The organism is Marinicellulosiphila megalodicopiae, from assembly GCF_045862395.1.
GTDB classification, from domain to species: domain Bacteria; phylum Pseudomonadota; class Gammaproteobacteria; order Pseudomonadales; family Natronospirillaceae; genus Marinicellulosiphila; species Marinicellulosiphila megalodicopiae.
On the sequence record NZ_AP023087.1, the window covers coordinates 2278826 to 2303222 of the forward strand.

The 24397-nt window shown below is 36.2% G+C and carries 32 protein-coding genes; 22 read left to right on the forward strand and 10 right to left on the reverse strand.

The window, feature by feature from the left end:
* Positions 1-6 precede the first annotated feature (6 nt).
* Together ybaK and TYM08_RS09590 are read left to right on the forward strand one after the other, a co-directional pair.
* Complete coding sequence (gene ybaK / locus TYM08_RS09585; RefSeq protein ID WP_422382823.1) at positions 7-468, forward strand: Cys-tRNA(Pro) deacylase; 462 nt, start codon at positions 7-9, stop codon at positions 466-468.
* Between the two features lie 92 nt (positions 469-560).
* On the forward strand, positions 561-899 hold the full coding sequence (locus tag TYM08_RS09590; protein WP_422382753.1) for a hypothetical protein: 339 nt from the start codon (positions 561-563) through the stop codon (positions 897-899).
* Between the two features lie 72 nt (positions 900-971).
* On the opposite strand, the gene TYM08_RS09595 is transcribed toward TYM08_RS09590, so the two are convergent.
* Positions 972-1433: an Hsp20 family protein gene (locus TYM08_RS09595; protein ID WP_422382754.1), complete on the reverse strand. Its 462-nt coding sequence runs from the start codon at positions 1431-1433 to the stop codon at positions 972-974.
* Between the two features lie 213 nt (positions 1434-1646).
* On the opposite strand from TYM08_RS09595, the gene TYM08_RS09600 reads away from it, so the two are divergent.
* The 10 genes from TYM08_RS09600 (at position 1647) to TYM08_RS09645 (ending at position 8322) form a co-directional block, all read left to right on the forward strand.
* Positions 1647-2228: a 3'-5' exonuclease gene (locus TYM08_RS09600; protein ID WP_422382755.1), complete on the forward strand. Its 582-nt coding sequence runs from the start codon at positions 1647-1649 to the stop codon at positions 2226-2228.
* On the forward strand, positions 2225-2689 hold the full coding sequence (locus TYM08_RS09605) for a GNAT family N-acetyltransferase (RefSeq protein WP_422382756.1): 465 nt from the start codon (positions 2225-2227) through the stop codon (positions 2687-2689). The genes TYM08_RS09600 and TYM08_RS09605 overlap by 4 nt, the downstream gene beginning before the upstream one ends.
* A gap of 23 nt (positions 2690-2712) precedes the next feature.
* Positions 2713-3462, forward strand: coding sequence for an SDR family oxidoreductase (locus TYM08_RS09610; RefSeq protein WP_422382757.1), 750 nt, complete (start codon positions 2713-2715; stop codon positions 3460-3462).
* Positions 3463-3759: 297 nt separating this feature from the next.
* Positions 3760-4401, forward strand: a complete 642-nt coding sequence (locus tag TYM08_RS09615; RefSeq protein WP_422382758.1) for a hypothetical protein — start codon at positions 3760-3762, stop codon at positions 4399-4401.
* A gap of 390 nt (positions 4402-4791) precedes the next feature.
* A complete protein-coding gene (locus TYM08_RS09620; RefSeq protein ID WP_422382759.1) occupies positions 4792-5079 on the forward strand; it encodes a hypothetical protein in 288 nt (95 codons plus the stop codon).
* A 314-nt stretch (positions 5080-5393) separates the two neighbouring features.
* On the forward strand, positions 5394-6212 hold the full coding sequence (locus TYM08_RS09625; RefSeq protein ID WP_422382760.1) for a sulfite exporter TauE/SafE family protein: 819 nt from the start codon (positions 5394-5396) through the stop codon (positions 6210-6212).
* Positions 6213-6223: 11 nt separating this feature from the next.
* On the forward strand, positions 6224-6598 hold the full coding sequence (locus TYM08_RS09630) for a DUF4440 domain-containing protein (protein ID WP_422382761.1): 375 nt from the start codon (positions 6224-6226) through the stop codon (positions 6596-6598).
* A 16-nt stretch (positions 6599-6614) separates the two neighbouring features.
* Positions 6615-7205 carry a GNAT family N-acetyltransferase gene (locus TYM08_RS09635; RefSeq protein ID WP_422382762.1) on the forward strand — a complete coding sequence of 197 codons (591 nt, stop codon included), beginning with the start codon at positions 6615-6617 and terminating at the stop codon, positions 7203-7205.
* A 54-nt stretch (positions 7206-7259) separates the two neighbouring features.
* A complete protein-coding gene (locus TYM08_RS09640) occupies positions 7260-7739 on the forward strand; it encodes a hypothetical protein (protein ID WP_422382763.1) in 480 nt (159 codons plus the stop codon).
* A 79-nt stretch (positions 7740-7818) separates the two neighbouring features.
* A complete protein-coding gene (locus TYM08_RS09645; RefSeq protein ID WP_422382764.1) occupies positions 7819-8322 on the forward strand; it encodes a hypothetical protein in 504 nt (167 codons plus the stop codon).
* Between the two features lie 35 nt (positions 8323-8357).
* Here the strand turns inward: TYM08_RS09645 and TYM08_RS09650 are convergent, their stop codons facing one another.
* Together TYM08_RS09650 and TYM08_RS09655 are read right to left on the reverse strand one after the other, a co-directional pair.
* On the reverse strand, positions 8358-9398 hold the full coding sequence (locus tag TYM08_RS09650) for an aldo/keto reductase (protein ID WP_422382765.1): 1041 nt from the start codon (positions 9396-9398) through the stop codon (positions 8358-8360).
* A 161-nt stretch (positions 9399-9559) separates the two neighbouring features.
* Positions 9560-10486, reverse strand: coding sequence for an IS30 family transposase (locus TYM08_RS09655; RefSeq protein ID WP_422382824.1), 927 nt, complete (start codon positions 10484-10486; stop codon positions 9560-9562).
* An 891-nt stretch (positions 10487-11377) separates the two neighbouring features.
* On the opposite strand from TYM08_RS09655, the gene TYM08_RS09660 reads away from it, so the two are divergent.
* From TYM08_RS09660 to TYM08_RS09675, 4 genes are all read left to right on the forward strand, one after another.
* On the forward strand, positions 11378-11716 hold the full coding sequence (locus tag TYM08_RS09660) for a hypothetical protein (protein ID WP_422382766.1): 339 nt from the start codon (positions 11378-11380) through the stop codon (positions 11714-11716).
* Between the two features lie 99 nt (positions 11717-11815).
* Positions 11816-12298 (forward strand): hypothetical protein, encoded by a 483-nt coding sequence (locus TYM08_RS09665; protein ID WP_422382767.1) that lies wholly within the window; start codon positions 11816-11818, stop codon positions 12296-12298.
* 134 nt (positions 12299-12432) lie between these two features.
* Positions 12433-12852, forward strand: a complete 420-nt coding sequence (locus TYM08_RS09670) for a hypothetical protein (RefSeq protein WP_422382768.1) — start codon at positions 12433-12435, stop codon at positions 12850-12852.
* A 143-nt stretch (positions 12853-12995) separates the two neighbouring features.
* On the forward strand, positions 12996-13253 hold the full coding sequence (locus TYM08_RS09675; RefSeq protein WP_422382769.1) for a hypothetical protein: 258 nt from the start codon (positions 12996-12998) through the stop codon (positions 13251-13253).
* Between the two features lie 203 nt (positions 13254-13456).
* On the opposite strand, the gene TYM08_RS09680 is transcribed toward TYM08_RS09675, so the two are convergent.
* Positions 13457-13738, reverse strand: a complete 282-nt coding sequence (locus tag TYM08_RS09680) for a group II intron maturase-specific domain-containing protein (RefSeq protein WP_422382770.1) — start codon at positions 13736-13738, stop codon at positions 13457-13459.
* A 788-nt stretch (positions 13739-14526) separates the two neighbouring features.
* On the opposite strand from TYM08_RS09680, the gene TYM08_RS09685 reads away from it, so the two are divergent.
* Complete coding sequence (locus TYM08_RS09685; protein ID WP_422382771.1) at positions 14527-15138, forward strand: hypothetical protein; 612 nt, start codon at positions 14527-14529, stop codon at positions 15136-15138.
* A gap of 179 nt (positions 15139-15317) precedes the next feature.
* On the opposite strand, the gene TYM08_RS09690 is transcribed toward TYM08_RS09685, so the two are convergent.
* Positions 15318-15482, reverse strand: coding sequence for a hypothetical protein (locus TYM08_RS09690; protein WP_422382772.1), 165 nt, complete (start codon positions 15480-15482; stop codon positions 15318-15320).
* 180 nt (positions 15483-15662) lie between these two features.
* On the opposite strand from TYM08_RS09690, the gene vapB reads away from it, so the two are divergent.
* Positions 15663-15887 (forward strand): type II toxin-antitoxin system VapB family antitoxin, encoded by a 225-nt coding sequence (gene vapB / locus TYM08_RS09695; protein ID WP_422382773.1) that lies wholly within the window; start codon positions 15663-15665, stop codon positions 15885-15887.
* Complete coding sequence (locus TYM08_RS09700; protein WP_422382774.1) at positions 15887-16306, forward strand: type II toxin-antitoxin system VapC family toxin; 420 nt, start codon at positions 15887-15889, stop codon at positions 16304-16306. Before vapB ends, TYM08_RS09700 begins: the two co-directional genes overlap by 1 nt.
* Positions 16307-16398: 92 nt before the next feature.
* On the opposite strand, the gene TYM08_RS09705 is transcribed toward TYM08_RS09700, so the two are convergent.
* On the reverse strand, positions 16399-17598 hold the full coding sequence (locus TYM08_RS09705) for a sirohydrochlorin chelatase (RefSeq protein WP_422382775.1): 1200 nt from the start codon (positions 17596-17598) through the stop codon (positions 16399-16401).
* Between the two features lie 367 nt (positions 17599-17965).
* Here TYM08_RS09705 and TYM08_RS09710 point away from each other — a divergent pair, with 367 nt between their 5' ends.
* Positions 17966-18655, forward strand: coding sequence for a pseudouridine synthase (locus tag TYM08_RS09710; RefSeq protein ID WP_422382776.1), 690 nt, complete (start codon positions 17966-17968; stop codon positions 18653-18655).
* Between the two features lie 12 nt (positions 18656-18667).
* Here TYM08_RS09710 and TYM08_RS09715 read toward each other — a convergent pair whose 3' ends face one another.
* The 4 genes from TYM08_RS09715 to TYM08_RS09730 all read right to left on the reverse strand — a co-directional run bounded on the left by TYM08_RS09715 (position 18668) and on the right by TYM08_RS09730 (position 21180).
* The gene (locus TYM08_RS09715) at positions 18668-19030 is read right to left on the reverse strand and encodes an MmcQ/YjbR family DNA-binding protein (RefSeq protein WP_422382777.1); all 363 of its coding nucleotides are present in this window, start codon (positions 19028-19030) and stop codon (positions 18668-18670) included.
* Between the two features lie 252 nt (positions 19031-19282).
* Positions 19283-20230 (reverse strand): hypothetical protein, encoded by a 948-nt coding sequence (locus TYM08_RS09720; protein ID WP_422382778.1) that lies wholly within the window; start codon positions 20228-20230, stop codon positions 19283-19285.
* 12 nt (positions 20231-20242) lie between these two features.
* A complete protein-coding gene (locus TYM08_RS09725; RefSeq protein WP_422382779.1) occupies positions 20243-20422 on the reverse strand; it encodes a hypothetical protein in 180 nt (59 codons plus the stop codon).
* A 14-nt stretch (positions 20423-20436) separates the two neighbouring features.
* On the reverse strand, positions 20437-21180 hold the full coding sequence (locus TYM08_RS09730; RefSeq protein WP_422382780.1) for a hypothetical protein: 744 nt from the start codon (positions 21178-21180) through the stop codon (positions 20437-20439).
* A 463-nt stretch (positions 21181-21643) separates the two neighbouring features.
* Here TYM08_RS09730 and TYM08_RS09735 point away from each other — a divergent pair, with 463 nt between their 5' ends.
* Positions 21644-22420, forward strand: coding sequence for a phosphotransferase (locus TYM08_RS09735; RefSeq protein WP_422382781.1), 777 nt, complete (start codon positions 21644-21646; stop codon positions 22418-22420).
* 351 nt (positions 22421-22771) lie between these two features.
* Entirely contained in the window at positions 22772-24265 is a 1494-nt protein-coding gene (locus TYM08_RS09740; RefSeq protein ID WP_422382782.1) for an FMN-binding glutamate synthase family protein, read from the forward strand.
* Positions 24266-24397 lie beyond the last annotated feature (132 nt).

A 24397-nucleotide genomic window follows, 5' to 3' on the forward strand; every position in this document is an offset into this window, starting at 1 on the left:
CCAGCAATTAATATCCTTAAAAAACATAAAACACGTCATAAAATTCATGAATATACCCATGATGAATCGAGTCAGTCTTATGGAGATGAAGCGGCAAAAATCTTAAAAGTAACACCCAATCGAGTATTTAAAACACTGGTTGTTCGCATCGATCATGGTGAATTGATTGTGGCTATATTGCCCGTTTCGTCTCAATTAAGCATGAAGCACGTTGCAAAAGCCGTAGGGGCAAAAAAAGCCATAATGGCTGACAAGTCAGAGGGGATTCGTGCTACAGGGTATGTTTTAGGTGGTGTCAGTCCAATTGGGCAAAAAAAGCAGCTGAAAACCGTTATGGATATAACCGCCCTGAATTTTCCAACTATTTATGTCAGTGCAGGGCGCAGAGGCTTAGAGATAGAGCTAAATGCTGATGATTTGGCTTTACTCACACAAGCAAAATGGGCAAACCTACGACTACAAGAATAAAACTTGAAACAATTCAGTTAGCATGATGGTTAAGTGCTAAAGTTAGAAGGATATAATGATTCAATTTTTGCGGATAAATTAAAGGCGAATACATGAGCGGTGTGCTATCTAATGATAAAAAACTATCAGTACTGTACAGATTAGAGCCAGGCTGTTTAGGGCCGCAAGGTAAGGGATTGATTGATGAATTTTGCAACTTTGCTCACACCCAATTGGACAGCCTTGAGTCCCACGCCATTGCTTTAAATATCATCCCAAGACATGATAAAACCCTAAATGAAATGCAATGTATTCTTGCTGGGAACAACATAAGTCACACCCAAGCTAAAAAATATCTTAATCTGCTTAAGATTGATCTGGATGAATTTGAGAATAATCTGGACGATAAACTTGAAACATTAATCACTGAATTTATGAACAAAAAACATTGATAGATATAACTCGAGATTAATAGCAGTGAACTCAATAAGTTCACTGCTATTTTCAATTAAGCAATTAAGCAATTAAGCTGCGTGTTGTTTACCCTTATGCTCTAAAACCTGATTATTTGCATTGATTGTGATTTTTTTGGGTTTCATGGAATCGGGAATTTCTTTAATCAAATTAATGGTTAACAATCCGTTTGACAGATCTGCATCAATAACTTCTACATAATCAGCCAAGCTGAATTTTCTCTCAAATGCCCGATTAGCAATGCCTTTGTGTAAAAAATTCCCCTCTTTATTTTCAGGTTTATTACTGCTGATTGTCAGCACCCCTTTGTTAACCTGAATATCAATATCTTCTTGAGAAAAACCTGCAACCGCAAGGGTAATGGCGTAGCAATGTTCATCAAACATTTCGATATTGTATGATGGATAGTCTTTTGACTGGTCCTGTGAAGCCATTGCACTATCGAGTAATGTTGCTAAACGATCAAAACCAATGCTGCTGCGATAAAGTGGGGATAAATCAATTGAGTTCATAATAGAACCTCCTTAAAAAGCGAAATAAGATTAAAAAACAATTAATGTAGGTCAGCTTAACCTCACCGCCTACCATTTTTAATTTAGGGTCATCAATTTCCATTTCAAGGTTTTTTTAAAATTTTTATATTTATTTTTAATGTTTAGGAGAATGTAAAGTTTGCCTGTCTATGTTATAACGCGGTATTGTTAACCTTTGCAAAAGAGATAAACATGGCACGTCCTACAAAAGAACAAATAAGAGAATTGCCTTTATATTTGGGACTCGATATGGAACATATACATATTGTAGACACTCAAGAGCAAGCTCAATTGGCGCTAGTGACTTTACAACATGAACACAGTCTTGGTTTTGATACCGAAAGCAAACCCATATTTCGTAAAGGGCAGGTTTGTCCGGGTCCTACACTTATTCAATTAGCGAATGCAACGGATGCTTTTTTATTTCCGACAAGATTTGCCTTTGCTGTTGATGCGGCAAGTCAATTGTTAAACAATCCCAATATTAAAAAAGTAGGGTTTGGACTGGCAGGTGATAAAAAAGAGTTAAGCACTAAACTAGACATTCATATTCAAAATATTGAAGATTTAGCCGTGACTGTTAAACATTTAGCTGGTGAAAAAAAGCCACTGGGTGCAAGAGCATCTGTAGCGTTTGTACTAAAACAACGATTAGGGAAGGGAGCACAAAAATCAAATTGGGGCACTTATCCGTTAAGCCCAACACAAATTCAATACGCAGCAAACGATGCCTATTGCGCAATTTGTATTGAAAATGTGATTCATACATTATGAATAAAATAAATATCTGCAAAGCAAATGTACAAGATGCGCCCATAATTTTAGAAATACAAAAACAAGCGTACATATCTGAAGCTGAGTTAAATAATGATTTTAACATTCCACCTTTAACTCAAACGTTAGAAGAATTAATAGCTGAATTTGACAATAAACTGATATTAAAAATAGTCAAAGATGATCAAATTATTGGAAGTGGACAAGCACAATTACATGGTTCAACTTGCCATATCGGTCGTATGGCGGTTAAATCAGAATTTAAAGGTCAGGGAATAGGATCTCAATTATTAAGCACGTTAGAGTCATCATTTATTGAAGCTGACAGAGTAGAATTATTTACAGGTAAACAAAGTAAAGCCAATTTAGCCATGTATGCGCGTCGTGGTTATGAGGTATTTAAACAAGAAAAACTCGGACAGACACAAGTTGTGTTTTTATACAAAAATCTAAATCAATAAAGAATTATTTTGTGAGGTTTGTGATGGAATCTAAAGTTGTATTAATTACCGGTGGCAGTCGAGGCATAGGTGCACAAAGTGCTATATTGGCAGCCAAACAAGGTTGGGACGTAGTCATCACTTATCGAAACCAACCCATAGAAGCGCAAAAAATAGTTGATTACATTCTAGAGCTGGGTTGTTATGCAATAGCAATTAAAATGGATCTTGCCATTGAGCAAGAGATTATTGATCTGTTTGAAAAAATTGATTCTGAATTTGGCCGATTAGATGCACTAATTAATAACGCAGGGGTCATCACGGCTATTTCAAAATTTACGGATATGTCTTCTGATCGCATAAAAAACGTATTTAATATTAATGTTGTTGGGACATTTATTTGCACTCAACAAGCCGTTAAACGCATGGTCATCAGCGAAGAAGGCCGAGGAGGCAGTATTGTTAATTTGTCGTCGGTGGCCGCAACCATTGGTTCACCCAACGAATTTATAGATTACGCCGCCTCAAAAGGTGCGATCGATACACTCACACTTGGTTTAGCAAAAGAAGTGGCCGAAGACGGCATTAGAGTGAATGCGGTAAGACCTGGATTAATCAATACTGAAATGCATGGTGATGCTGGGGATATCAACCGGCCTGAAAAACTCAAACATAATATTCCAATGCGCAGGGCAGGAGAGCCATGTGAAGTGGCAAGTGCGGTAATTTGGTTAATTTCAGACGAAGCGTCTTATGTGAACGGTGCAATATTAGATGTTTCAGGTGGGCGTTAATTACTGGTTTTATTTTGTCAATTGAATAGCCAGGGGGTCGGATCCAAATTCTTCAACTGGGTAATACCGTTATTATGACGGCTGTTTATACATGTTTGGTATGTTAGCCATAAGTGGGCAATACAAAATCTACTGTCCAGATGGTGTATGTGAAGATATTCAGTAACCATTCGTAGAATATATGTTTCATGAGTAATATTTAAAACCAGCATCCATTGCTGGTTTTTTTTGCTTTACGGTATGTTGGCTGAAATACAGGGTTGAATGGTATCAATTTTAATAAAGGTGGAAAACATAATGATGGATTTAGAACTAGATCACTTCTTTATATTAACCGACAAACCAATAAAAGCAGGGGAGGTATTGCTTGAAATGGGGCTCAAAGAAAGTGTTAGTCGGAATCATAAAGGACAGGGCACTTCCAATCGCCGTTTTGAGTTTTCTAATGGCATGCTGGAAATATTGTATATTCGAGATATTAATGAAGCGAATAATGGGCCTGCAAAAAACTTAAATCTACCCAAACGAATTAAGAATAAAGACGCATCACCATTTGGCCTGATTTTTAGACGTAGAAATGACAATACGCTTAATGTGCCTTTTGATGGCTGGGCCTATCAACCTGATTTTTTTGAAGCACCTAAAGCGTTTCATATTGGTGATAATTCTGAAAATCTAGCCGAGCCTTTATGTATTTATTTGCCTTTTATTGAACCGTATAAAGCTCAAGAGAAAGTAGGGACTTTTCAAACAATTAGTCATATTCGACTTACAACAACTATTAAAGTACAGTCAAAGACACTTCGATTCTCAGGGTCAGCCCATAAATTGGATATTGTTACAGAAAATGAACATCTACTTGAACTGACATTAGATCGTGGTAAACAACAATTAACTAAAGATCTACGTCCAATATTGCCACTGATTATAAAATGGTAAAGACCATTTACCCTGACTCACTCTCAATAAAGTCGAAACCATAATTGCGCAGGGCGGATCCAAGTCTCGCTAGCCTGGGGTCAGATCCATTTTTTGTTTCCCCGCATATTAAATATTCGTTATACAATTGGATCCGACCCCAGGTTAAATAAAATTCATGTTTTTTGGATCCGACCCCTGAATTTCTACTCATAAATTTTAAGCTTTAAACGCTGGTGAGATTCAATGTGTTAACTTCAGATCGCACCCATCTCATTACTGAGAAATTTAGAGGTATTTATTCGATTTGGTTAATACATGCCAAGCGTTGCAAAGACAGTAGTGTGGGTTTATGTTTAAATGAATTCATACTTTCAAAAATCCATTAATTTAAAATAAGGGAGTTCAAATATGCAAACAATCAATGAAAAAATGGACGCGTTAATAGCCATTCAAGAATATGAAGCCGCATACTTATTGGGTGCTAATATTCTTGCACAACATCAAAACAATGAAGAAGCCGTCAATGCTCTGTGTTCACTCACCGCGAAATTACGATCTGACTGCAACGATTTGGCTTTTAAACAACGCGACAACAGCACTGAATATCACGATTTAGAAGCCCTGTTAATTAAAACTAACTTGCTGACTCATCAAGATATGAATGGTGCATTTCTCACAAGTTCTCTACAAAATTAAACGTCATTTAAGCTAATATTTTTTAAACGAGCAGGTTTGGAGTAATTTCATTTATTTTTTGAAACTGACCAACCACTGGATACAACATTGTTGTTATGCCTGAATTCCTTTAAGCATAACAACTATGCCCACAATATAATCCCTTCAAAAAAATCAGTATTCAACAAATTTCAATCAACTCAATTTGATTGAACACATTTGTTGCTTATTCGCTTATAAAACAAACACGACCAATTGCTCATATTAGACACTCATCTCTTTCAAATAAACTGGCATAATAGACGACTAAATCAACTCAGTTATACAGAGGTAACATGTTAGACATTCAATGGATTATTACATTTTTAGTATTGGGCTCGTTTGTAGGATTTATGGCAGGGCTGTTAGGTATCGGTGGCGGCGGTATTATGGTGCCAATGCTAACGACCATTTTTATTATGCAGGGCGTAGATGCTAATAATGTAGTGCATTTGGCATTGGGCACATCAATGGCATCAATGATATTCACTTCGTTTTCAAGTTTACGTGCACATCATTCAAAACAAGCAGTGCTATGGCCCGTAGTAAAACGAATGGCCATAGGCATAATACTCGGTACTTTTTTAGCCACATTTATAGCATCTAACATGCGCTCTGTTTATTTGGCCATGTTTTTTACAGCGTTTATGGCGTTTGTATCCTTACAAATGTTTTTAAATAAAAAACCCAAACCCAGCAGACAACTTGCAGGCAGTGCAGGGTTGTTTGGTGCGGGCACATTTATTGGATCCATCTCAGCGTTAGTTTCCATTGGTGGAGGCTCTTTAACTGTCCCGTATTTAACATGGCAAAATGTAGACATTAAAAAAGCCATTGGTACATCAGCTGCCATTGGTTTACCCATATCTATTGCAGGTTCATTAGGCTATTTAATTAATGGCGTAATAAGCTCAAACGCAGTTACCTACACAAATACGCTGTATACATTTGGCTTTGTGAATTTACCTGCTGTCTTATTAATCTCAATTACAAGTGTATTTATGGCGCCAATAGGTGCTAAATTTGCACACAAATTACCCGTTGCCATTTTAAAGAAAATATTTGCGGTTCTTTTAATTATTTTAAGTATTAAAATGCTGATTAGTGTTTTGTAGACTGAGTTGATATGAATGCATTAATTGAATTAGAAAAGTCATTACACCAATTTGAAACAAGACAAAACCAAAGCTTAGTACAGAAGTTGCTGCATCCAGAGTTTAGAGAAATCGGCATGTCTGGTACTTATTATGATGTTAAAACAATCAACGAAATGCTTTTACAAGAAGAAAAACCAACAGCACACATACATTCTCAAGATTATGAATGTCTTAATTTTGATGAAAATACTAAACAACTAATCTATAAATCGGTCATTATTGGATCCGATGGACAGTTAACCTCCTTTGCTATCAGAACATCTATTTGGATAAACAAAAATAATAATTGGACAATGAAATATCATCAAGGTACACCGTGTTCTGCATTTGAAATAAAAATTTGACTGTAAAGGAAAAAAATTGATTATTAGAAACGCAACCTTAGCTGACTTGCCCTACATATACGACCTATGCGCTAAAACCGCATTTGATGGTAAAGATTCAAGGTCACTGATCAGCGATGACAACAAAGTAGGGCATTACTTTGCAGCGCCTTATTTACATTATGATTTAGCGGGTTGCTTTGTAGTATGTGACAACCATTTAGTGAAAGGCTATATATTGGGAGTAGTTGACACCAAACACTATACGCAATGGTTAAATAATAATTGGATCAAACAGATTCAACCGCTTTATGACATAAATGCAACGCCTGTGAGTGGCCTTGATGCATATTTAAATACGGTTATTCATAATGCTACACAATTAGATGAGCGGTTAGATCAGTATCAAGCGCATTTTCATATTGATCTTTTACCCGATTTTCAAAACTTAGGCTGGGGTAAACAATTGTTTCAAGCGTTTCGTGATTATTGTAAACATAACAACGTTGAAAAACTTCATTTGAAGGTGTCTTGTACTAACTTAAACGCATTAAGCTTTTATGAACATTTAGGGTTTTATGAAATATTTAAAACTGAAAGTATTGTTGCGGTTGGATTTGATATTTAATCTAACAAATTATCAAATAAGTACCTGACAATCAAAATATGGAAAATACAAATCATGAAATATTTAACGACTTTTTTCATTCTATTTATTTCATTAAAGGGTCAGGCTGAAGTGTCATGGAAATCCATGCAACATTATAATATGGGGGATCTTGATTTTTGCTTAGAGGCAGAGCAATGGATTAATGATAATAATAACAAAACACAAGATTTAATAAATAAAGGACTCACATCAATTGAGGGCACAACGGGATTCTATATATTGAATGTTGCAAACAATAAACCCACAGACATTTTTGTGGTATATGCAAGTTCAGGTACCTGTGGTTCAGCGGGCTGTTCAACTAAAGCGTTTGTTAAAACGGATGAGCGTTGTACTGAAATCCAAAGTCCCAATTGGCATTTTGGAAAAGATATTGGCTTTGATACTAGCTCTATATACTTAGGGATCCCAAGTAAACAATGTGCTATTTGGACGTTTGATGGTGCTAATCGTTTAAATCACCAAGGCAATATAGACAATTGTGGTAGTTAATTTAAAATTTGCTCTTGTAGTAAACTAAAGATAGACCTTTAGTGTTAACCTAATAAACCAATCAATTAAAGGTATAAAAGTGAATATCCGATTAGTATTATCAGCGCTTGTGTCATTTGTATTTTATTTTACCTGGGCGTATTGGGCTAATTATTCCGATGATATTGCTAGAGCTGTCACGTTAAAATCTGCATTAGTTCAGGGTACTTACAGTGCCGTGGTTACTTTATTTTTTACAGCTGTTTTAGAGCGTTTAGTATTCAAATATAAAAATAATGTCATTTCGTTAATGTTCATTACACCTATTATTTGTAAATTTCATGCTAAATCCCCACAAAATTTGGCGATTAAACAAAGCTTTAATAATGCTATTGATCGTTGTGCCAATTTTACAGATCACAAAAAAATACCCGCTACTTTATTCGCTCCGATCATTCCTTTAGCGGTACAAACTGTATTGGTCATTAGCGTCAATATCATAAACCAAACGCCAAATTTAGCATTAACCGTTGCACCCAGTATTTTATTTACCGCACTGTATGCTTACAGTTATATGTTTGTTTTACTTAAAAAATGGAGTTGAGCTAAAACCAACAGTATTAACTCATGTTAATACCGTTAGTAAACTGCAGGAAATTGTCGATACACAGTATGAATGTCATCCAAAATTTCTTGACTTAAATTAATATTCACCGATTCAATATTGCTTTTTAAATCCGTCATATTTGTTGCCCCAATTAAATTAGACGTCACAAACGGTTTTTGGTTTACAAACGCCAAAGCCATTTGACATGGATCTAATCCATGACGTTGTGCAATTTCAATATACGCGCGGGTTGCATCATCAACCGATTGACCTTGACGATGTTCTGCACGTGTTTCCATGGTTAAACGCTTACCAGCAGGCTTTGCACCATTTAGATATTTACCGCTCAATATGCCACGGGCAAGAGGCGACCAAGCCAATAGTCCACAGTTTTCTGCGTAGGATATTTCAGCTAAGTCGGTTTCAAAATGTCGACACAATAATGAATATTCATTTTGAATACTTACCGCTCTTGGCAATTCATTAATTTCGCTTAAGGTTAACCATTTCATTAATCCCCAAGCGGTTTCATTTGATAACGCGAAATGACGAACTTTGCCTTCTTTGATTTTACACGCCATCCAATTTAACACTTCAATGAAATGTGCTTTTTCTTTTTGAATATCAAACTTAGGATCAAACTCCCAAGTTTTGCCAAAGTGGTATGATCCACGATTAGGCCAATGTAATTGATAGACATCTATATAATCGGTTTTTAAGCGTTTAAGGCTGTCTTGTAATGCTATGTCTAAATACATTTCATTAATTTGATGTTTACCATCACGTAACCAAGGCAAACCGGGGCCCGAAATTTTAGAGGCTAAAATAATTTTTTCACGGTTTTGACGTTTTTCAAACCAATTACCTATTATGCTTTCGGTGGTGCCAAAGCGTTCAGGTGAGGGGGGTATGGCGTACATTTCAGCAGTATCAAAAAAATTCACCCCTTGATCTAACGCATAATCCATCTGCTCAAAGCCATCACTTTGTGTATTTTGCCAACCCCATGTCATGGTGCCTAGACCTATTAAACTGACTTCTAGATCGGTGCTGCCTAATTTGTTGTATTTCATTTTTAGCCTTGGGCGTATTAGTAGATTAATGAGACAAATTACTATTTATTCGCACATTAATAAACTAATAATGGGGTGTTTTTTATATCAAACATTCAATATTATTGTATTATTTATTGTCTTCATTGAATCGCGGATTCAAATCCGAAGTGCATCAAAATCTATGCAGCGAATGCTGCTTGATATTCATGCATTAAATCATATGGCGTTTCATAATTCAGTATTTTTCTTGGCCTTGTATTTATTTTTTTAATCGCACAATCTACCTCTTGCTGCTTAACAGTTTTAAAGTCAGTGAATTTTGGAAAATACTGGCGAATTAATCCATTTGTATTTTCATTCAACCCTCTTTCCCAGGAACTATATGGGTGCGCAAAATAAATTTCTGCGTTAAGTGCTTTACTAATTTCTTCATGTCCAGAAAACTCTTTTCCATTATCTGCTGTAATCGTGTGAACAAGGTCTTTGTAAGGTTCTAGTAGCCTAATTGTTGCCGCTGTTACATCTTTTGTACTTTTGCTTTTTACCTGTGCAGCGACTGTAAATTTTGTTTTACGCTCAACAATAGTAACTAATGCACCACTGTGTCCTTTTCCTATTATGGTATCAATCTCCCAGTCACCCACGCGGGATTTTAAATCAACAATGGATGGCCGATCATCAATACTGATTCGGTTTTTAATATGTCCTCGTGTTGATTTTCCATTACGGCGTTTATCATATTTTTTTCCAACTCGACGAAGGTGTGTGTATAAATAACCACCTGCACGCTTATCTTTCCAAATATGAATATAGATGCTTTCGTGGCTGATGAGTGTCGCCTCATCTTTAAGAAGCCAATTTGAGATTTGTTCAGGGCTCCAATCCAATCTAATTTTAGTCTCTATAGTTAAGATCAATTCTTTAGTCATCTTTGTTGGTTTACAAGCATTTTTCCTTCGATTATCAGTCAATATCTGTGCTTGTTTGTACCGATAACCGCGTTCGCCTGTGTTGCGTTTAAGCTCTCGACTAATTGTGGATTGATTGACATTAATAATTTCTGCAATTTTTCTTTGTGAAAAATCACTTTTAATTAATGCGTAGATCTGGCATCTTTATTCATAGGTTAGCTGTGGGTTTATACTCATAATCACTTCATCTCTTGCCGGAGAAAAAGATTATGAGCTTACCTTCAGCTGACCTCTTTTTCTACCTTGTTAGATGATGCACTTCGGATTTGAATCCGCGAATTTAATAGATCGGAGGGCATAAAAAAATAGTAACTTTGGTTGAAACATGGATGCTATGTAAAATGAAATAGACGGATACAAATACAGAATTTTTCTGTATTTGTCACTAAGTTGAAAATTTAAGGGATAAGATAATCCCAAATAATCTTACAAACTTTAGGAGCCTCTGATTTAGAAAGATTTTTTCAGCGAGTCATTTAGGCGCAAAGTGCGCGGCGATAGTCGAAGCGAAATGACTGGTCATTTTCAAGACTATCAACAAAGCAATTTGTGCCTAAATGGCTCGCCCTACGGGGCTTTCAGAAATCCCACTACTCTTCGTTACGATTTTTCGAAATAACCAGTTATTCCTAAAAAACCGTGCCTCGATTAGTGAAATTTCTGAAAGCCTGAATTTATCTTTCTAGATCAGAGGCTCCTTTAATTAATTATAATGTTTTTGCTCGAAATTCTTAAAAAAAGACAAAGTGGTTAACAATAACCCAAAAGATAGACGGACAAAAATAGTAAATAAAAAATCTATGTTTGTATTGTTAACAAAGAATTATTCTATGTTTCAATATCAAGACTTGAAAATAGTGAAGATTGATTCTGTATTTCACTTAAAAAAATAGTAAATGACATAATTTGAAATCCCTCAAACTTGAGGTATAGTGTGGTTTTAAAACGAATTGACGGAGACTATTTAAAATGCGAAATGCAGGTTTTTTTCCGTCTAATAACATGTTCTGTGTACAAGGAGGCTGAATGAGTTTACCTAGAAAAGGCAGTAGAGCAATCAATGTTGGAGGGATAAACTATCGCTGGTTAGTTAGGGCTAGGCCAACATACACTCAAGCTTGTCAGGATGGACCGATGGTTGCTGCCGTAGAGCAAGAGAATACAAATGGGGCAACTCTATCTATAAAATTTAAATGGCAACGCCCAGATGTGGCCATTAATATGTATCCTAATTCGGTTACGCCAAAACTCGTCGAGTCCTGTATTGAAAATGCAATAAGCAAGGGTTGGAAGCCAGCCGAATCTGGACCAGCATTTATTTATGAGTGTGAGCTCGACCAACACAGAACAAGGTTGTTAAATTGACAGTTTTTCCGTCGCTCCTTTTTGTGCTTGATAGCACAAGCGGGCTCCTCCAAAACTGCAATTTACAACGGCGTTATACGACTAGAGTCGTTCTTAAATATGAATAATGAAAAATTTAATTATTGGGCTGGATCTTTAGGTGGTTATTTAACTGCTATTTCACATTTAAATGACCAACAAGGGTTTAGGCATTCTTTTTTTGCAGATATAGTTGATCAGAAACACAGTACCCTTGAAGATTCGATATGTAAAAGGCTTAAAATTAATGATATTAAATTAATAAAATCTGCCTCAGAATTAGATACAATTAAATTGTTTGCATCTACAGTAAAGAGGAATGTATTTAATAATTTTCTATTAGGTGATCATCTTAAAAATAAAGAGATAGAGAATTTAATAAAAGAAAGAATCCAATGGCACATTGAAGAATACATTACACTAATTGAAACAATATCTGAGATTAGACCTGAGTCTTGGTCTGCGAAAGTAAATCGTGGTAACTCAGAAATTGAATACATCTTTTTTAGATTTGATAAACATATAATGATGGTTGGGTTTTCCCACACTAAAAAAGTCGTATAACTAATTAAAACCGACGCAAAACACTCCGCCTTCTTTGTGTTTCGCTTCGCGAAGTATACACAAAGAAGCCTCCGCGTTGTTGCGCGGTTTATTAGAGCGTTATGTGCCCAATCCCCAGTTGAGAGCTACTATAAATGTCAAATAGAGACCTTACGCAAGAAGAAATTGATCGCTTAGATCGGCTTAAAAGAGACAATAAAGTTCGATTGGTAAAAATGGGAGCTATGCTCATCTCTTTATCTGCATTTTGCATGGCAACATTATCGGCTCAAAATATTCCAAGCTCAATAAACTTTATACTTACGGTAGTCGTACTAATAATATTTATAGTAGTACTTTTATTCACAAAATATAGAAATAACCCATTACAGAAAGCACTAAAAGAATTGTATCCGCAATGCAAGGATAACCAATCCGCTAAAAAGCATTTAGATGAAGTTAATGACTGGGTAGGATTTGGGGAGAAAAAGCGGGAGCTATGGCTTCCAGTTTTAATCGCCGTTTTATTTGTAGCGTATGCGCTATTTGATCACGGCATTTGTGTCTTAAGTTAAACACATAACAAGTTTGTTAACTCGGACAAATTTTAAGTGTGAATTTTTATGGTGGCTACGCCACTTTATCACAAAAAACCACACTTAAAATCTGCCGGTTACAAAGGCGTTATATTTATGGAATCAAAAGTGAGTACTAAATTATGAATATTGAATATTATGAATCAGCAATCAATGCTCCAGATGGTGGTGTTTCATGTAGAATAAAAGTAAATGAAAAGGTGATAGCACTTAGGATCTCGATGGAAGCTCTTCAAGATATTGACCCATCGTCATACCAAAATGAGCCTTTAAAACAATTTGAAAAGTATAAAGCTGAACTTCTTGTAAAGGCAAAAGAAAAAATAATAAAAAATCAACTAATGGATGATGTGGTTTGGGTTAGAACCTCCGACCTATAAATATATAATCGGGTAGCCGAGAGTCTTTAACTCTCAGCCCCCACAACACCCTGCATGCGGCTCCGCACACGACTAAATGGATTTAGGAGATAGAGCAATGCAGGGGCATATTGCCGAGGGCGTTTCATTTAGTGTGATGAAGCTTAATCCAACCATCACGTAGTGAAACCAATCCCGCCTTCTTTAAATAATCATTTGCCTTTTTAAAAAACAAAGAGGGCTTCATTAATGCCAAACGTTTTCGCACTGCGCCACGGGCCTTTACTGGTTGTCCCACAATTAATTGCCATCTTATAATAAACTCCCAACTTCATTAAATTTCCTACTTTGGTTCGTGGTTTTCGCCACTGTCGCCAATATGCCATTCTCACTCTTCTGCGTATCCAGTTATCTAGATCACAGCAAAGCTGATAACATTTTGCGATGCCAAAATAATTTATCCAGCCTCGAATATATTGACTGGTTTTAAAAAGTTGGTAGCTCATACTGACACCCCAATTTCAGTTGATGAGTTTTCGAATTCTTTGCTTAAATTTATGCAAAGTTTTCTCGTGCCATTACCGAATTTACGTGGCCAAAAGAAGGTAAATGGGCAGTGGTTAATATTTTTGTATGATCCATAATTTGGAGGCTACCTAAAAAGAATTGGATGTAAATATGGAGAACAAAAAGTGATCGCTTGATGAAACTAAAATCAATCATCCAAGCTTCAATCCCTTAGTACACCTTGGTATCACTGGTTTCCAGAGTGATTATTTTGAATACATTGAATTTTCAAGAAAATGACGACAATCAATTTAAATATTTTTTTGTGAAATTAACGTTCTAAAGTGTTCAGAGAATGAATATACTGTTTGAAATTAATTAAATTAAAAATGAGCGTGGAAGAAAGTTAATTTTTCTACAGACCTTTTATGATTCCGGATTCAAGGAATGAGCATGTCAAAAACTATGATCCGTGTAATTTCAATAATAATGACCGTATCTCTATTTGTTGGAATAATATTTCACAATATAGGGGTATCAATAAGTCGATTTTATTTTCCTGATAGTTATAATGGATATCCAATTGCTATCCCTATTTTACTTTTCACTTTTTTAATATATTTTTTGATTTGTACGTTTACAGGTAGATTCTTAATTTGGAAAAGTGGCACTAAAGAATCATAATAAACCCTTGGAACTAAGCCCTCTATGACAAGCTATTGTACACATCGTTGCGGCTACGCCTCCACTGGGCAGGATTTGAGAAATCTTCAAAAAAGGAAGTTTGATGTTACATAAGTTTCATAGGTTGTCCGCTCTACTTATTGGCTCTTTTATTTTATTCCACTTTATTAATCACCTATATATTCTGGGCGGCGTACAACAACATATAGAGTTCATGGAAACTTATCGCTTGGCTTACCGTAATGTCATCGCAGAGAGTATCTTATTATTATGTGTAATGTTTCAAGTATGTAGTGGTCTTTATTTTGTATGGCAACGCAGAGGTCAACGCTCGAGGTTTCTCGAAAAGGCGCAAGCAATATCAGGCTTGTACTTAGCGTATTTCTTTATAAACCATGTTGGTGCTGTGTTATATGGTAGGATTGGCGCAGAATTAGATACCAATATTTATTATGGCATCGCGGGGTTTCATACAGATCCATTTCAGTTCTTTTTTATCCCTTATTACTTTTTTGCAGTTGTTGCTTTATTTGTCCACTTAGCCTCTGTATTCAATTGGCTTAGTCGAAACGCAATTGAACAACCGTTACGTACAAAGCTTGCTTACGTAATAATCCTTATCGGGGTTTCTATTTCTACAACCTTAATACTTGGCTTTTGTGGTGTATTTAATGAAATATCAATTCCGCCAGAATATAGTGCCACTTATGAATAAGAACCTAATAAAAGCACGCGGACAACGTACCGCTGCCGATGTTTGAGGCGTTCGGTTGTAGAAAAAACTCTAAGTGCGAAGAGCAAACCTTATCAAGTCACACATTGTAAGATTGGCATGGTCATTTTGATACCTTAAAGGAAAACCTAAAAAGCAACCCCACAAATTAAACAATCAATTCAAATGCGCAAGAGAAGTCTTTGTGCAGTCACCATCAATTTTGCTTTTTCTTCTTCTAAAATTTCATCGGTAAATTGCCCCATAAAACAACAGAAAATGCCTTCACCGATCTTAGTTCTCTGTTCTTGGCTCCATTGGATGTCCGATGTGTTGGTATACACCATGAGAATGGCCGTGGCTTTCTGTATGAGAGTAATTTAGACGAACTTATGTGAATATTTTCAAACATAAGTATCTAAAACAATCCTCACACATTTTCGCAACTCACCCAATTAGCATATGCCTTGTATATGCCAAAACTAATGATATACTTCTAATAACCTAATATGAGTGTTGGAGTGGTTATGAAATTGGTTTCAATTTTTAAAAATGGTAAAAATCAAGCAGTGAGAATTCCTAAAGATTTGGAGTTTGATGGGGTCAGTGAGCTTGAAATTTCTCGTGAAGGCGACACTATTATTTTACGTCCTGCTCGCCAAAATTGGCTTTCTTTACAAAATATTGAACATGCTGATGACGATTTTTTAATCGACCGCGAAGAGTCAATCTCTGATGAAGGGCGATTTTAATGGCTAAAACTGTGTATATGTTAGACACCTGTATTTGCAGTTTTATTATGCGTGAGCAACCTTTAGAAGTGTTGCAAAAACTCCAAAATAAAGTGATGCAGCAACATCGTATCGTGATTTCTGCCGTGACTTACGCTGAAATGTGTTATGGCATTGTTGGCAAAAAAGCATCACCAAAACATAAACAATTAGTTGTTGAATTTATAAAACGAGTTGATGAAATTTTGCCATGGGACAAACTCGCAGTTGAAAGCTCTGCGTTAGTTAAAAAACAATTAAGTGATGCTGGAACTCCTATAGGAAATAACGACACAGGTATTGCTGGGCATGCTATTTCTCAGAATTGCATATTAGTCACTAATAATTTGAGAGAGTTTAATAGAGTAGAAGGTTTAAATGTTGAGGACTGGGTGCATTAGTTAGCTTTATTAACCTGAAGTACAACCATCAAAACCATCCCCGCAAACAAAAAAACCAGCAAAAGCTGGTTTTTTTATATCAAATCAAACAATCACTTCAAATGCGCAAATGCAGTCTTGGTGCAATCGCCATCAATTTTAGATTTCTCTTCTTCTAAAATTTCATCAGTGAACTGCCCCATAAAACAACAGCATATACCTTCGCCAATCATGGTTCTTGGCCCCATTGGGTGGCCGATGTGTTGGTAGACCCCATGAGAATGGCTGTGGCTTTCTGCATGAGAGTGGTTATGGTCGTGGGAATGACTGTGAGTTTGATCAGCGCTGTGATCATGGCTATGTTCGTGCCCATGTTGGTGAGAATGACTATGATCATGGGCATGTTCATGATCTGATTTTGATTCACCTTGTGTATCGTCTTGTGGGTCGACAAATTCTGCATGGTGATGATGAATGTCTACATCGCCAGCTGCCAATCTGCGTTTGAATGAGTGCATTAATGACTCTTCACCTGCAGGTAGTTCACCTGACATGATTTCTTCAACACGGTTTTGGAACGCGTCAATGACTTTTGAATGATCACTCAAATAAGGCGTTTGGATGAATTCGATACTTGGATTAGCTTGTGCCACTTTGTCTACGTAACCGGCAATTCGTTTGATTAAACGACCCGTAAATAAGAAGTAGGGCGCAACGACGATGCGTTTGTAACCTAACTTCATTAGGTTTTCTAAACCCACACCTACTGATGGATAGGTAACGCCTGAATACACGGTGTCGGCCCAGCCAAAGCCCATGTTTTCGTTGACTATACGAGTCAGTTTGGCTGCTTCAGCATTGGCTTGTGTGTCTGATGTGCCACGGCCAACGACTACTAATAATGTGTCGTATAGATTTTCTGGTGGGTTTTGTGGATCTAGGCCCATTGATTCGTAAATACGTGCTTGAAAGGCTTCGATCATGTCGTCTTGTAAGCCTAATTCACGACCGTATGTGACGTTTAAATTGGGTTGTTTGTCTTCAAATGTAGTTAATACCGAGGGTATGTCATTTTTGGCATGAGTAGCGGCAAACAACATACCTGGCACTGCAAATATTTCTTCAACGCCTTGGTTGATAAGGCTGTTTAATCCCATATGAATGTTGGGAGCTGAAAATTCTAAAAAGCCGTATTCAACGGGAATGTCTGGGTAACGCAGTTTTAAGCCTTTGGCCACTAAACCAAATTCACGCTCTGCGTCTTTATCACGGCTGCCGTGACCACAAATCATAATGCCTTGTTTTTTGCTCATGTATTTTCTCTTTTTTGGATCGACTTGAACGCGTCTTACTTTTGCGCGGACAAGTTTTAATTAAGATTTTGCTGCTATATCGTTAAATCAACAACTGAAAATGGGTACATTCAATAAAAATGAATGGATTTAATGAGTGAGCGATGTCACATCTAAATCACGTGGCACATTATCGCGCATACTGTCTGGATAAACTAGCGAAGGGCATGCTCATATAGAGTTTTTTTAGGTATTTCTTTTAAAAACAACAAGCTTGAGTAGGTTTAGCATTCATCACTTTTCAATCCGTTTAACGTGAATACTTATTTATTGATAATCCAAGTCAACCAAGGATAATACTCTTCAACTTTACCCAGAATTTACCGCCATGCGCTTAGATAAATTCATCTGCAAAAGCACCGATTTAACCAAAGCTGATGCTATCCAACGGATACACATGGGCAATGTGAGCGTTAACGGTGAGGTCATCACCATTGAGTCTACTCAAGTTCACGAAAACAATACTGTGCTTTTAAATGGCGTTAAGTTAATCACTCGTGCGTTTCGTTATTTATTAATGCACAAACCTGTTGATACGGTTTGCTCAAATGTGGATCAAGCGTACCCTTCGTTGTTTACATTATTAGAGATTGAAAACAAATCAGAGCTGCATATTGCAGGTAGATTAGATGCCGATACGACTGGCTTGGTTTTGATCACCGATGATGGTCGCTGGAGTTTTAATATTACGCTGCCTGAAATGCAATGCAGTAAAGTATACAGAGTGGGGTTGTCACGTGACATTCAAGAGGATGTGGCCCTTAAGTTTGAACAAGGCGTGCAATTACAAGGTGAAACAGGTTTAACTTTGCCTGCAAAACTAGACACTATTTCACCAAGAGAGGTGTTATTAACGATTACAGAAGGCAAGTATCATCAAGTAAAACGCATGTTTGCCAAGGTTGGTAATCGAGTGGTTAAATTGCACAGAGAGAAAATAGGACAAATCAGTTTGGATGTTGAGGTGGGACAATGGCGTTATTTAACAGATGCTGAGATTGCGTTGTTTCGATCTTAATTCATTAGAATGTTATTGAATCAAACCTAATTCCCTTTGTTTTTTCTTAGACAATGCTTGGGCAATCAATGCATGGGAATCTTGAATATATTGCTTTAACTCTTTGTCTTTCATTTCACAGTCATCAAAACGTTGAATCCATTTAAATCCACGGGACGCCAAGTAAGGTGCAGGTTGACAGCCTGGGTGGTCCTTTAAAATATCAAAATTCAAGTCAGTAGTTTTAAAAGTGACTGAAAGTTGTTCATTTTTATTCCAACCTGCAATAGCAAATACTTTACCGCCCACTTTCCACACTTGCGCGTTGCCCCATTGCTCTACAAAGGTGGTGGCTGTTAGATTTTTGCAAAATTCATTAAATTGGTCTTTTGTCATTCGTGTTTTCTCTTTTTTAACAAAATGATTTTTATAGAATGATTATACTTGCTAAATTACCGCAATTTTAAAGTTTAAATATAGAGGCATCACTTGTTCGATTCATTACTTTAAAATAACAATCATCTGTTTTTGGTGATTGATTGAAGCTTTGTGATTGTGAAAGCCTTTCTTGTAGATAGTAATTTGGCATAAAAAAAGGCCACTTCAAATGAAGCGACCTTTTACTAAATCAATCATAAAATATTTAAATTAATCGTTTAATTTAAAATAAGTCCAGTTGATTGAATCGTTTGATTCATACATTTCAGCAGCAGATTCCCAGTTAGGGTTAGTATCAAAATCATCGGCTAAGTCATAAATTGATTCATCTAAACAGGTCGCTAAATCAATTGATAATTGGTTTTTAGATTCTTTTCTGAATTTTTTAGCAACTAATAATGCTTGAACACCCACTGATGGAATAACAACCAATTTGCCACCAATGTTATAAGTTAGGTTTGATTTAACATAAAACGGCGCTTTTTCAGCTAATTCTAAATAATTGATCGACACTAATGTATAACGATTTGTTTTAAGAATATTTTCAACGGCTGCGTAAGGCTGGCCACCGACCAATAAAAATGGAATCGTTGGAGAAGCTCTTTGACCTTCAGGTATTTCAACAATATTTAAATTTAGGTTATAAAAAGAACTTAACGCTTTTAATGAAACTAACGATCCACCCCAGCTGCCCACTGTTTGACCAATTAAGGTTTCAAGCTTCAATGCAACGGTTTCTTCTTCATCAGATTTTGAACTGAACCAACCGCCAGATTTTTCTTCTTCACCTTCAGGCTTCCAATTATTTGGGAAAATCAAATGGAAGGATTCAGTATGCAAACCAGAAATGATACCGATACTGTTTTGGTTTACTTTGTTTGGGGTGGTTTTTGCGTAGTATTTTAGTACATCAACTTGCACAATACCGCCATAAAAACGTTTATTCATCATGCCATCAATATTATCAATGCTTCCGCCTGATGCTGTATTTACTAATACATCGTCACCTGATTCGGGTGCACACCAGTCTTCACTAATGATGTCGTTCATCATTGCATAGTAATTACCCGTAACCGAGCCCGATCCAAATGGTAGTTCGCCTGCTGATGCGATGGTTGTGAATATTAAAGTTGATAAAATAATTATGAGTTTACGCATGATAATTTCCTATTAAAAAAGTGATTCTTGTGATTGAGGTTGTTGCTGCCTAGGTTTTGTTTCTGAATTTCCCATTGGAGATCCAAAAAAAGCCGTAGCCACAATTAAACCTACACAAATTAAGGCACAAACTAAAAAAGTTGAGATAAGAAGTTTAGAGCTCGTTTGCATTTTTGGGTCTTGATCTGACATGTGAAATTTCCTATTTAGCTTGATCGTTCAGCAATGCGTAACGCATCTTCAACGCTGGATTCTAGTTTTATGGTTGCTGTGTAAAATTCTTCTTCAATGGCTTCAAACGCAGTTAAGGACAACATATTGTCTAATGCGTTATCAAATGTTGCACTGGTTGCGTCAATGACTTGATTCGCCATATCGGATATTTTCTTCATTTTTAAATGTTGTTCTACTTTTGTTTTAAACGCTTGGGATTGGTCGTTGCGTAACTCAACAATTTTAGATGCATTTTCTGCTGCAGGTTCTAATACTGCTAGATTTTCTTTAGCAAATTTTAAAACTGGGGAATCAGGCGCTTCATTTTTAATCTCGTTTTGAATTTTACGAATGGCACCTTTTAGCATGTCACGTGCATTAGCAGCAACTTTAATCGACTCTTCTTTGGCAATGGCCATATTTTGCAATTGAACGTCTGCATTTTCAGAAGCTTCTTTGATTTGACGCGCTAAAGCTGCGTTTCTAAAGCGTTGCTTAATATATTTGTCATTCGCGCGAATGTAATAAAACCCAAACCAAATTGCTGGCAAAATGATTGCAGCTGCTACTAACGCAATTAACCCCGTTAATATTTGTACTGCAAAATAAGTAAACAAAAATAAACCTAAAATTGAAGCAACAAAGGCAATATTTCGTTTATGAGGTGTAATTTCTTCTTTCGCTTGGGCTTTAAGCGTATTGATGACGTTTTTATTTTCTTGTAAAAAATCCGACATTTTATCTCCGATTGTCTAAAGTTTTTTGACTAAAGATGCTTTAGTCCTTTTAAGTTGAATTTTAAATCTATCATGTCTCGATACTTTGTTACCAAATGTAAAAAAGTGAGAATAGATTGATTATATTGTTTCGTTGTTTAACACACAATCAAAAGCCTGTACTTTTTAAAGATGAGGTGAAGTGTTTATAATGATCAAATTTCCAAAGTGTCATTCATTTAATTGTTATTGTTTGGATAACGTTTTTTCAAAAACGCGTGCGACATAATATGTCTCAAGACATATTATGTCAATTGTCGCATTTGATTTTTTAACGTTGACTGTAACTTGGAATTTAAACTCTCACTTTTAAACTTTCAGTTTATTATTCAAAATTATGATTTAAAAGTGATAATTGTCATACTTTTAGCGAGTATAAGTTCATTTTTTGATCGAGATTAAACTTCAAATAAAGGAAATTTTAATGTTAGAACTTTCAGGTGGTCGTGAAGATGCCATTTATTTATCAGAAAACCAAGTGCATCGTCCCTTAAATCCGTGGTCTAGCTCCATGCATAAATTATTAATATATTTACATGAAAACGGATTTACCCAATGTCCCAAATTTATTCGAACAGAATCTAATCAAGAGATTTTAAGTTTTATAGAAGGGGGCAGCTATAACTACCCTTTAGTGGGAGAAATTGCATCACTTGAAGTTTTAATCAGTGCTGCAAAAACATTGAAAGCTTTTCATGAACAGTCTGCGAAATTCATCCAAAGCACTCAAGTAGAGTCATTGCCTTGGATGTTAGATTTACAAAGCCCTATTGAAGTTGTATGCCATGGCGATTTTGCACCTTATAATGTTGCAATCAAAAATAATCAGGTTACAGGTATTTTTGATTTTGACACCTGCCATCCAGCACCAAAACTATGGGATATTGCCTATGCAGTGTATTGTTGGGCGCCGTTTAAAACTAAAACAGATGATGCTTTGGGCACTTTAAATGAACAAATACATAGAGCTAAAGTATTTTGCGATGCTTATGATCTAAGTCAAAAAGAGCGTGTCGAATTAGTAACAATGATGATAAAACGCCTAGAAGCATTGGTGAAATTTATGATAAATCAGGCTGACCTACAGGACATTCAGTTTCAAAGAAATATACAAGATGAACATCATTTAAGTTATTTGTCCGATATTGAATATTTGAAACTGCATGCCGATTTAATTCGAAAGGGTATTTTAACTAACTAATTAATTGATTACATTTAAATCAACAGATGAAAGTATTGTTCAACAAATAAAAATTCTATTAAAAATCGTATGGTATTGAGAAAGCTTGGCAACATGAAGTACCTGAATTTGTATTATTAGGTAGCAACAGTTGCAAGTCTATTTCTGGTCCAGAAAATCGATCTGGAAATAAAAAAGTTGGACACACTCATTTAGTGAGAGTTGATTTGAATCTGATGCTACAAATTAAATAGAGGATATCGAGTTAGAGTCCGTTCAAATTATATTCTAATTTCAATAACTTCAATAACTGCTCTTTGGCTGTCCTTATTTTTAAAAAATCGTTACTATTCACTTTTTTTATGAGTAATTATGATGGAAAAAATGCATGAAATAGCGTCGATCGCTTCGGATATTTTTTTAGTGTTATTTGGTTCAGCCATTTTATTAGCGCTTATTACTATAATTGTGCTTTACATTTACGATCGAAATCAAAACAAACACACAGTGATGCGCAACTTTCCAGTCATTGGGCGTTTAAGATATCGCTTTGAACATATTGGTGAATTTTTTAGACAATACTTTTTTGCCATGGATCGCGAAGAATTGCCCTTTAATAGAGCGCAACGAAGCTGGGCATATCGTGCCGCAAAAAACGTAGAAACCACCGTGGCGTTTGGATCCACTAGAAGCATGTTGAGCCCGGGGGATATGTTGTTTTCAAACAGTACGTTTCCCACACTGCCTGAGCAATATCAAGAAAACCATACGATATGTTTTGGCGAGCACTATGTCAAAACACCTTACACCACTAATTCCATTATTAACATATCGGCAATGAGTTATGGAGCGTTATCTAAAAATGCCATTGAAGCGTTGTGTTTGGGAGCTAAAAAAGCGGGCATTTGGATGAACACAGGTGAGGGGGGGTTAAGTCCGTTTCATCAAAAGACCGATTGCGATTTGATCTTTCAAATTGGTACTGCCAAATATGGTGTACGTGACGAAAATGGACAATTATCTGAAAAACGATTAATTGAATTGTCTGAAATTCAACAAGTGAAAATGTTTGAACTAAAACTCAGCCAAGGGGCGAAACCAGGCAAAGGCGGCATGTTGCCCGCTGCAAAAGTCAGCGCTGAAATTGCCAAAATTCGACATATTCCCATTCATACTGATTCAATCAGCCCAAATCGTCATACAGATATTGCCAACACCGATGAATTACTAGAAAAGATTCACTTCATTCGCAAAACCACAAACAAACCCGTGGGAATAAAATTTGTATTAGGCGATAAAAAATGGCTGGATGATTTATTTGAAACCATCAACCAAAAGGGGCTAGATTATGCACCTGACTTCATCACCTTAGATGGCGGTGACGGCGGTACTGGAGCAGCGCCTCAACCATTAATGGATTATATGGGGTTGCCACTTGATGTGAGTTTACCTATTTTAATTGATCAACTCATTACCTATCGATTACGAGATCGAATTAAAGTAATTGCATCAGGTAAATTAATCAATCCATCAAAAGTAGTCTGGGCATTATGTGTTGGCGCTGACGCGATAAACACCGCCCGTGGTTTTATGTTTTCATTAGGTTGTATTCAAGCCATGCAATGTCATAAAAATACCTGCCCAACAGGCATCACCACAAGCGATGAAAAACTACAAAGAGGGCTAGTGGTAGAAGACAAAGCCGAGCGTGTTTATTCCTATGCGAAAAACATGAACAAAGAAATCAACATGATGGCGCACAGTTGTGGACTGACACAACCAAGAGAATTCAGAAGAGCACATTGTGTAATCATTGATTCAAATGGGAAAGCCAAAAACTTGGATGAACTTTATTCAATGAAGTAATAGATTTTAAGCTATTGAAATTTAAAGGCTTTTAACACAACTTAAAGTAATTCTTTAAGTTCGTGAAACATTCTTAAACTCAATAAATACAAAAGTAGCAAGCCTGAAAATCCTAGAGTCAAAAATCCTGGG

Coding starts and splice junctions, on each gene's coding strand:
- TYM08_RS09590 (WP_422382753.1), top strand. CDS start 561: ATGAGCGGTGTGCTATCTAATGATAAAAAACTATCAGTACTGTACAGA.
- TYM08_RS09595 (WP_422382754.1), bottom strand. CDS start 1,433: ATGAACTCAATTGATTTATCCCCACTTTATCGCAGCAGCATTGGTTTT.
- TYM08_RS09600 (WP_422382755.1), top strand. CDS start 1,647: ATGGCACGTCCTACAAAAGAACAAATAAGAGAATTGCCTTTATATTTG.
- TYM08_RS09605 (WP_422382756.1), top strand. CDS start 2,225: ATGAATAAAATAAATATCTGCAAAGCAAATGTACAAGATGCGCCCATA.
- TYM08_RS09610 (WP_422382757.1), top strand. CDS start 2,713: ATGGAATCTAAAGTTGTATTAATTACCGGTGGCAGTCGAGGCATAGGT.
- TYM08_RS09615 (WP_422382758.1), top strand. CDS start 3,760: ATGATGGATTTAGAACTAGATCACTTCTTTATATTAACCGACAAACCA.
- TYM08_RS09620 (WP_422382759.1), top strand. CDS start 4,792: ATGCAAACAATCAATGAAAAAATGGACGCGTTAATAGCCATTCAAGAA.
- TYM08_RS09625 (WP_422382760.1), top strand. CDS start 5,394: ATGTTAGACATTCAATGGATTATTACATTTTTAGTATTGGGCTCGTTT.
- TYM08_RS09630 (WP_422382761.1), top strand. CDS start 6,224: ATGAATGCATTAATTGAATTAGAAAAGTCATTACACCAATTTGAAACA.
- TYM08_RS09640 (WP_422382763.1), top strand. CDS start 7,260: ATGAAATATTTAACGACTTTTTTCATTCTATTTATTTCATTAAAGGGT.
- TYM08_RS09650 (WP_422382765.1), bottom strand. CDS start 9,398: ATGAAATACAACAAATTAGGCAGCACCGATCTAGAAGTCAGTTTAATA.
- TYM08_RS09660 (WP_422382766.1), top strand. CDS start 11,378: ATGAGTTTACCTAGAAAAGGCAGTAGAGCAATCAATGTTGGAGGGATA.
- TYM08_RS09665 (WP_422382767.1), top strand. CDS start 11,816: ATGAATAATGAAAAATTTAATTATTGGGCTGGATCTTTAGGTGGTTAT.
- TYM08_RS09670 (WP_422382768.1), top strand. CDS start 12,433: ATGTCAAATAGAGACCTTACGCAAGAAGAAATTGATCGCTTAGATCGG.
- TYM08_RS09675 (WP_422382769.1), top strand. CDS start 12,996: ATGAATATTGAATATTATGAATCAGCAATCAATGCTCCAGATGGTGGT.
- TYM08_RS09680 (WP_422382770.1), bottom strand. CDS start 13,738: ATGAGCTACCAACTTTTTAAAACCAGTCAATATATTCGAGGCTGGATA.
- TYM08_RS09685 (WP_422382771.1), top strand. CDS start 14,527: ATGTTACATAAGTTTCATAGGTTGTCCGCTCTACTTATTGGCTCTTTT.
- TYM08_RS09690 (WP_422382772.1), bottom strand. CDS start 15,482: ATGGTGTATACCAACACATCGGACATCCAATGGAGCCAAGAACAGAGA.
- vapB (WP_422382773.1), top strand. CDS start 15,663: ATGAAATTGGTTTCAATTTTTAAAAATGGTAAAAATCAAGCAGTGAGA.
- TYM08_RS09700 (WP_422382774.1), top strand. CDS start 15,887: ATGGCTAAAACTGTGTATATGTTAGACACCTGTATTTGCAGTTTTATT.
- TYM08_RS09705 (WP_422382775.1), bottom strand. CDS start 17,598: ATGAGCAAAAAACAAGGCATTATGATTTGTGGTCACGGCAGCCGTGAT.
- TYM08_RS09710 (WP_422382776.1), top strand. CDS start 17,966: ATGCGCTTAGATAAATTCATCTGCAAAAGCACCGATTTAACCAAAGCT.
- TYM08_RS09715 (WP_422382777.1), bottom strand. CDS start 19,030: ATGACAAAAGACCAATTTAATGAATTTTGCAAAAATCTAACAGCCACC.
- TYM08_RS09720 (WP_422382778.1), bottom strand. CDS start 20,230: ATGCGTAAACTCATAATTATTTTATCAACTTTAATATTCACAACCATC.
- TYM08_RS09725 (WP_422382779.1), bottom strand. CDS start 20,422: ATGTCAGATCAAGACCCAAAAATGCAAACGAGCTCTAAACTTCTTATC.
- TYM08_RS09730 (WP_422382780.1), bottom strand. CDS start 21,180: ATGTCGGATTTTTTACAAGAAAATAAAAACGTCATCAATACGCTTAAA.
- TYM08_RS09735 (WP_422382781.1), top strand. CDS start 21,644: ATGTTAGAACTTTCAGGTGGTCGTGAAGATGCCATTTATTTATCAGAA.
- TYM08_RS09740 (WP_422382782.1), top strand. CDS start 22,772: ATGATGGAAAAAATGCATGAAATAGCGTCGATCGCTTCGGATATTTTT.